The following is a 7,165-nucleotide window of genomic DNA, read 5'->3' on the forward strand; positions in this document are numbered from 1 at the left end:
AAGGTCAGGGGCATGTCTCGCCTCCGGTGAACTGGAAGCGGGGAGGGTTCGTTATAAAAAGCGCGGAGCAAAGGGACCCAGATTTTGCCACAACCGGACCTCGGTTGCCAAGGGGGTAATTGAGTGGTTTCTCGGTCTTTATTAATGCAGGGTGGGTAGATTCTCCCCGCCGAAAAAATCCCCCTCCCCCCTACGGGGGGAAGCGCGCTTACGGGCTGGAGTGAGGGTTGCAGCGACCCCCTCCCCCCTTTGGGGGGAGGGCGGGGGTGAGGGGTGAAAGCGGCGGGGGGTGAAGCGGCCCCCCTCTCCCTGTGGGAGAGGGATTGAGGGTGAGGGCTACATTATAAAAAAACGGCGGGGATTTGCCGGAGGCATAGCTCGCTTCGCTCGGTTAAAATCCCCGCCCTACATTTATATGAGGCGCGCCTGTGGGCCGGACACCGACCCCCGGCTAATCCACGACCACCGCCCGGGGCTCACCTTCCCTGGCGGGAAGGACCTCGCCCACCCGGTAGGCGAACTCCCCGGCGGCGGCGAGGTCGGCCACCAGCGCCTCGGCCTTATCCTCCGGCACGCAGGCGATGAGCCCCAGCCCGCAGTTGAACACCCGCTCCATCTCCTCGGCCGTCAATTTGCCCAGCCCCTGGAGCCAGGCGAAGACCGGCTGCCTCGGCCAGCTTCCCCGCTTGACGACCGCTTTGAGCCCCGGCGGAATCACCCGCCCCAGATTCCCGGCGATGCCGCCCCCGGTGATGTGCGCCAGCGCCGCCGTCCCGTGTTTGTTAAAAAGCGGCAGCAGTTTTGCGTAAATCCGCGTGGGCGTGAGCAGCTCCTCGCCCACGGTCTTACCCAACACATCCACGCGGGCGTCCACGTCCAGACCAGCCTCCTCGAAAACGAGCCTGCGTACCAGCGAAAACCCGTTGGAGTGCAGCCCCGACGAGCCGAGGCCCACCAGCGCCATGCCTGGTGAAACCCTCTGCGGCGAAAACTCGCGCCCCCGCTCCACCGCCCCCACGACGAAGCCCGCCAGGTCGTAGTCGCCTTCCTCATATACACCGGGCATCTCCGCCGTCTCGCCGCCGATGAGCGCACATCCCGCCCGCCGGCAGCCCTCGGCCACGCCGGAAAGTATCGCCGTGTCCCGCGCCGCGTCGAGCTTCCCGGTGGCCAGGTAGTCCAGGAAAAAGAGCGGCCGCGCCCCCGCGCACAGCACGTCGTTGGCGTTCATCGCCACGCAGTCTATGCCGATGGTGTCGTGGACCCCGGCCCGGATGGCGACGAGTACCTTGGTCCCCACCCCGTCGGTGCCGGAGACCAGGATCGGGTCCTTTAGCCCGGCGGCTTTCAGGTCGAAGGCGGCGCCGAAGCCGCCCAGCGCGTCCACGCAGCCCCGGATGCGCGTCGAGGCGGCCAGGGGTTTTATGGCCTCCACGAACCGCCCCCCGGCGTTTACGTCAACACCAGCCTTTTTATACGGATTGCGCTCGCTCATCCAACCTCACTCAATCTTGGCGGGCGGGTGTGGACACCCGCCCCTACGTAATCCGTGCGATGCATCCGTAGGGGCGACCGTCCACGGTCGCCCGTTTTTTTACGACGTGAACCCCCCCGGCAGGGCCCTACCTCTCGCCCTCGGGGAACTCGGACTCCTTGTGCCCCCCGGCGTCGGCCAGCCCCAAAAACAACTGCGGCTGGCCCGGCCCGTGAATCGCCCCCTCCGGTCGCACCACGTAGTTCCCGTCGAAGCACGCGTGGCAGAAGCTGTCCACCGGCAGGCCCGTCCCCTCCAAAAGATGCTCCAGCGTCAGGTAGGTCAGCGTCTCGCAGCCGATGAACTCCCGCACCCGGTCCATGGAGGAGCTCTCGTTGGCGACGAGCTCCATGTAATTGCTGACGTCTATGCCGTAGTAGCAGGGGTAGCGCCAGGGGGGACAGCTAATGGCGAGGTGGACCTCCAAGGCGCCGGCGGCCTTGAGCATCTTGACGATTTTCTTCGAGGTCGTCCCGCGCACGATGGAGTCGTCCACGCAGATGACCTTCTTGCCCTTGAGCACGGCGCGGACGGGGTTGTACTTGAGCTTGGCGCCGAAGTCGCGTATCTGCTGCTTGGGCTCGATGAATGTGCGGCCCACGTAGTGGCTGCGGATGAGCCCGAACTCGAAGGGTATGCCGGAGGCCTGCGCCAGCCCCAGGGCGGTGGGATTGGACGAATCGGGGACGGCGATGACCACGTCGCCGGTGACGCCGGCGGCGGCTATCTGTTCCGCCAGGCGCCGCCCCAGCTCCTTGCGCACGCCGTAAACGCTCTTGCCCCGCAGGACCGAGTCGGGGCGGGCGAAGTAGACGTACTCGAAGACGCAGAACGCCTCGGGCTTGGGGTCGAAGGGCCACACGCTCTTGAGGCCGCCCGAGTCCACCACGACCATCTCGCCGGGGGCTATCTCCCGCTCGTAGCGCGCGTCTATCACGTCGAAGCTGCAGGACTCGCTGGAAACGAGCCAGGCCAGGTGGGTCTCCCCCCATTCGTCGGTCCACTCGCGGGTGCCCAGGCACAGGGGGCGTATCCCCCGCGGGTCGCGCACGGCCACCAGCCGGTCCGGGGTCAGGGCCACCAGGGAGAAGGAGCCCTGGCACTGCCGCAGGGCGTCGCCGATGAACCCCTCGGGGTCGTGCTCCCGGCTCATCGCCATCAGGTGGACCATCACCTCGGAATCGGTGGTGGTGGTGAAGATGGAGCCCTGGGCCTCGAGGCTCTTGCGGACGCTCTGGGCGTTGGTGAGGTTGCCGTTGTGGGCCACGGCGAGCTTGCCCTTGCCGAACTCGACGTAGATGGGCTGGGCGTTCAAGAGGCGGCTGGCGCCGGTGGTGGAGTAGCGGACGTGGCCGATGGCGGCGTCGCCCTTCAAGCGACGGAGCTCCCGCTCGTCGAAGACCTCGGCGGCCGTGCCCATGGCCCGGTGGAAGCGCATGGTGCCGTCGGTCAGGCGCGAGGCGATGCCCGCCGACTCCTGGCCCCGGTGCTGCAGGGCGTAGAGGCCGAGGTAGGTGTAAACGGCGCTCTCGGGATGGCCGAAAATGCCGAATACGCCGCACTCCTCGCGGGGACGGTCCGATTGGGTCGCGTGGTTCAATGTCACTTCTTTTCGGTTTTCAGGACCGCCCCCAGACCCTCGAGGAAGACCTCGATCTGCCAGTCCAGGCCGACGGTGACGCGGATGTGGTCGGGGAGGCCGAAAGCGGTCATGGGCCGGACGATGACGCCTTTTTTCAACAGGCCGTCCGAGAGGAAGGCGGCGCGCTCAGCCGTGCCGGCGGGGAAGAGGACGAAGTTGGCCGCCGAGGGCACCGTCTCGAAGCCCAGCCCCCGCAGGCCGTCGTGGAGCCGCTTCATCCCCTCGCGGTTGACCTTCAGGGTCTGGGCGACGAAGTCCGTGTCCTCCAGGGCAGCCAGGGCGGCGTGCTGCGAGAGGGAAACGACGTTGAACGGGGCGCGGACCTTGTGCATCTCGGTCACGAGCTCCGGGTCCCCGATGCCGTACCCCACCCGCAGGCCCGCCATGGCGTGGGACTTGGAGAAGGTGCGCAGGATGAATACGTTCCGCCGGCCGGCGAGGAGGTACTTGAGGCCCGACTCGTAATCGCCGACCAGGTCGTCGGCGAAGAGCACGTACGCCTCGTCCAGCGCCAGCACCACGTGCTCGGGCAGCGCCCCGATGAACCGCGCAAGCGAGGCCGCGTCGTTGTACGTCCCCGTGGGGTTGTTCGGGTTGGCCAGGTAGATGAGCTTGGTCTTGGGGGTTATCGCGGCCAGCATCCCGTCCAGGTCTATGACGTAATCCGGGCGCAGGGGGACGCTCCGGTGCACCGCGCCGAAGGTCTGCGCCATCAGCGCGTACATGAGAAAACTCTTCTCGGAGTAAACGACTTCGTCGCCGGGGTTTACGAGGAGCTTGGCCGCCAGCTCGATGACGCCCGACGAGCCCCGGTCCACGATTATCATGGAGGGGTCCACCTCGTGGTGCTCGGCCAGGGCCTGCGTCAGGTAGTAGCAGTTGTCGTCCGGGTAGAGGTGGACCTCGCCCACGTGCGCCCGGAGCGCGCGCATCACCCGGGGCGGGGGGCCCAGCGGATTCTCGTTCGAGGCCAGCTTGACTATCTCGCCCGTGATGCCCAGCTCGCGCCTGAGCTCATCGGAGGGCTTGCCCGGCTTGTAAGGGCGGATGCCCAGGACGTTCTCGCGCACGCGGAACATGGCGGCTCCCGGTGGGTTTTGGCGGTGGGCGTGGATATTGGAACGGGATTTTAACACGGGCCGGGGGGGAGGTAAAGGGCGCGGCTCGCGTGCGGGGATGGGGGTAAGTGGCGGCGCGGTTTCCCTCTCCCTGTGGGAGCGGGTTTGGGTGAGGGCAGCCAGCGAAAAAAGCGGCGGGGATGGAATCCCCGCCCTACATTCACCGGCAATGCCGATTCGCCGTAAGGGCGACCGTCCACGGTCGCCCGCGGGCGGGTCAAGAGACCCGCCCCTACGTCATCGCAATCGAGGCGACCCCGGCGACACCCCTTTTTTGCCCTTTACACAAATCCGCGCCCTGGGATAAACTGACCCCAACATTCGAACCACCCGAAGGAGCTTTCGTGAAGTACGGCGCCAGAAACCAGATAACCGCCAGGGTCACCTCGGTGAAGAAGGGCGACATCATGGCCCTGGTCAAGTTCGACGTCACCACCCCCGCCGAGATGGCCTCGGTCCTGACCGTGGAGTCGCTGGAGCACCTGGGCCTGAAACCCGGCGACGAGGTCCGCCTCGTGATCAAGGCCATCCACGTCCTGCCCGTCAAGGAGTAACTTCAACCCCAGGAGCCAAGCATGGCCAAATTCGCCAAATTGTTTATCCTCCCCTTCCTGTCGCCCATCCCCCTGATCCTCTACGGTCTGCTGCCGGAAATAACGGGATGGGACCCCGAGGTGGTGCTGGGCGAGACCGTGAACACCATCATCTGGGTAGTCCTCATCCTCCTCGTGGTCGTGATGTCCATTCTGCCCTTCAAGGGCGCCTTCGGCTCCCTCTTCGGGACCAAGGAATCGAAGCACATCCAGGCGGAGGGCCGTGAAGCCACCGCCGTGGTGCTGGCCATCGGCGAGAACTCCGAGGGCGGGATAGTCACCATCAACGACCAGCCGCTGTTGAACCTGCAGCTCGAGGTGCACGACGGCAACGTGCCGCCCTACCCGGTCAGCTTGGACTCCATCATCCCCCGGGCGTCGGTGCCGCAGTTCCAGCCCGGCGCGGTCATCCCGATAAAGATAGACCCCGACAACCCGGACAAAATCATCATTGATTGGCAGCGGGGCTCGTCGGGCGGAGAGGTGGTGGCGCCCTCCGTGGGCTCCAAGTGGAGCGAGATGGACAAGCGGCTCCTGGAGGCCGAGGGGATTGACGGCACCGCCAAGTACCTCGCCCTGGAGGACACCGGCCGGAGCCAGGACTTCAACCCCATCGTCCGCGCCACCATCGAGGTGACGCCCAAGGGCGGGGAGCCGTACACCTTCGACAAGGACGTGCCGCTGCCGACCAACGTCATCGGGCTGCTCCGGTCGAAGCTCGGCAAGAGCTTCCCCGCGCGCATCCACCCCCACGACGGCACGAAGGTCTCGATCCAAATCATCCCCTGAAAAAGAGGGAAGCCCGTGGCGAGGACGGATTTCACCCTGCGGGCGCTCGCCGTCATCCGGGCCGTCCCCGGCGGCCGGGTAGCCACCTACGGTCAGATAGCCGATCTGGCCGGCAACCCCCGGGCCGCGCGCCAGGTCGTCCGGCTCCTCCACTCCTCCTCGGCGGCCGAAAGCCTCCCCTGGCACCGCGTGGTGAACGGCCGGGGGACCGTCTCCCTCCCGCCGGGCCGCGGGTATGAGGAGCAGCGGGCCATGCTCGCGGCCGAGGGGATCATCTTCGACGACCGGGACCGGATAGACCTGAAGCGTTTCCGCTGGAACCCGGCCTGACGCGGCCTGTCCCCTCCCCCCTCTGGGGGGAAGCGCGCTTACGGGCTAGGGAGGGGGGTTCCCTGGCCCCCTCTCCCTTTAAGGGAGAGGGTTGGGGTGAGGGGTGAAGCTGTCTCCCTCTCCCTGTGGGAGAGGGGATAGGGGTGAGGGCTACCTTAGAAAAAAGCGGCGGGGAATAAAATCCCCGCCCTACATTACGAACCGCACAACAACCTCGTAGGGGCGACCGGTAGGACGAGTCCTCCACGGTCGCCCGTTTGATTGCGACTCGTAGGGGCCGACCGACCGGTCGGCCCGCGGGCGGGTCGCCAGACCCGCCCCTACGTCACCACAATCGGCGCAGCGCGGACCGGTCCCCTCCCCCCTTTGGGGGGAGGGTTGGGGTGGGGGGCTCCTTGGCCCCCTCTCCCTTCAAGGGAGAGGGTGGGGGTGAGGGTCATGGCAGGGAACGGAAATCCAGCAGTGAATAAAATCCCCGCCCTACTTTACACACATCCGCCCCTGGGCTAAACTAGCCCCGCACCTCAACAAGACCACTCGACCACCATGAAAATCCGCGAGTGCGACTTTCTCGTCATCGGCTCCGGCATCGCCGGGCTCTCCATCGCCGTGCGCTCCGCCTCCAGGGGCTCCGTCGTCGTTCTGACGAAGAAGGAAGCCGCCGAGAGCAACACCAACCTGGCCCAGGGCGGTATCGCGGCGGTCATCGCCCCCGGCGACTCCTTCGAGCACCACGTCGCCGACACCCTCAAGGCCGGGGTCGGACTCTGCCACCGCGACGCCGTGGAGCTGATGGTGCGCCAGGGGCCCGAGCGGGTCCGGGAGCTGGTGGAGCTGGGAACCGACTTCACCCGGGACCCCGGCGGGGACTTCGAGCTGGGCCGGGAGGGCGGCCACTCCTCGCGCCGCATCGTCCACGCCAACGACCTGACCGGCTACGAGATAGAAAAAGCGCTCCTGGCCGCCGCCCGCAAGCGCGGGGTCGAGATCGTCACCAACTCCCTGACCTACGAGCTGACGCTGGCCCCCGGACCCGACGGCCTCAACCAGTGCGTCGGGGTGGCGGCGGTGGAGGGCGACGAGGTCGTCTTCTACCGGGCGCGGGCCACGTTCCTCTGCACCGGCGGCGCCGGAAAGGTCTACCTCTACACATCCACCC

Annotated in this window: 7 protein-coding genes; 4 read left to right on the forward strand and 3 right to left on the reverse strand. The window is 66.7% G+C overall.

Annotation, left to right across the window (positions count from 1 at the left end):
• Positions 1–451 precede the first annotated feature (451 nt).
• The 3 genes from purM to hisC all read right to left on the reverse strand — a co-directional run bounded on the left by purM (position 452) and on the right by hisC (position 4,255).
• Positions 452–1,495: a phosphoribosylformylglycinamidine cyclo-ligase gene (purM, locus tag NTW26_09425; GenBank protein ID MCX7022473.1), complete on the reverse strand. Its 1,044-nt coding sequence runs from the start codon at positions 1,493–1,495 to the stop codon at positions 452–454.
• A gap of 127 nt (positions 1,496–1,622) precedes the next feature.
• Positions 1,623–3,134, reverse strand: a complete 1,512-nt coding sequence (gene purF / locus NTW26_09430; GenBank protein MCX7022474.1) for an amidophosphoribosyltransferase — start codon at positions 3,132–3,134, stop codon at positions 1,623–1,625.
• 2 nt (positions 3,135–3,136) lie between these two features.
• Positions 3,137–4,255: a histidinol-phosphate transaminase gene (gene hisC, locus NTW26_09435; GenBank protein ID MCX7022475.1), complete on the reverse strand. Its 1,119-nt coding sequence runs from the start codon at positions 4,253–4,255 to the stop codon at positions 3,137–3,139.
• A 383-nt stretch (positions 4,256–4,638) separates the two neighbouring features.
• On the opposite strand from hisC, the gene NTW26_09440 reads away from it, so the two are divergent.
• The 4 genes from NTW26_09440 to NTW26_09455 all read left to right on the forward strand — a co-directional run.
• Positions 4,639–4,848: a TOBE domain-containing protein gene (locus tag NTW26_09440; protein MCX7022476.1), complete on the forward strand. Its 210-nt coding sequence runs from the start codon at positions 4,639–4,641 to the stop codon at positions 4,846–4,848.
• Positions 4,849–4,869: 21 nt separating this feature from the next.
• Positions 4,870–5,676, forward strand: a complete 807-nt coding sequence (locus NTW26_09445) for a hypothetical protein (GenBank protein MCX7022477.1) — start codon at positions 4,870–4,872, stop codon at positions 5,674–5,676.
• Positions 5,677–5,691: 15 nt separating this feature from the next.
• On the forward strand, positions 5,692–6,006 hold the full coding sequence (locus NTW26_09450) for an MGMT family protein (protein ID MCX7022478.1): 315 nt from the start codon (positions 5,692–5,694) through the stop codon (positions 6,004–6,006).
• Between the two features lie 546 nt (positions 6,007–6,552).
• Positions 6,553–7,165: FAD-dependent oxidoreductase (locus NTW26_09455; GenBank protein MCX7022479.1), on the forward strand; the 613-nt coding region annotated here is incomplete at its 3' end.

Source organism: bacterium, assembly GCA_026398675.1.
In the GTDB taxonomy this organism is placed as follows: domain Bacteria; phylum RBG-13-66-14; class RBG-13-66-14; order RBG-13-66-14; family RBG-13-66-14; genus RBG-13-66-14.

What these genes read in the sequence shown, in the direction of transcription:
- NTW26_09445 (MCX7022477.1), top strand. Translation starts at nt 4,870, where the DNA reads ATGGCCAAATTCGCCAAATTGTTTATCCTCCCCTTCCTGTCGCCCATC.
- purM (MCX7022473.1), bottom strand. Translation starts at nt 1,495, where the DNA reads ATGAGCGAGCGCAATCCGTATAAAAAGGCTGGTGTTGACGTAAACGCC.
- hisC (MCX7022475.1), bottom strand. Translation starts at nt 4,255, where the DNA reads ATGTTCCGCGTGCGCGAGAACGTCCTGGGCATCCGCCCTTACAAGCCG.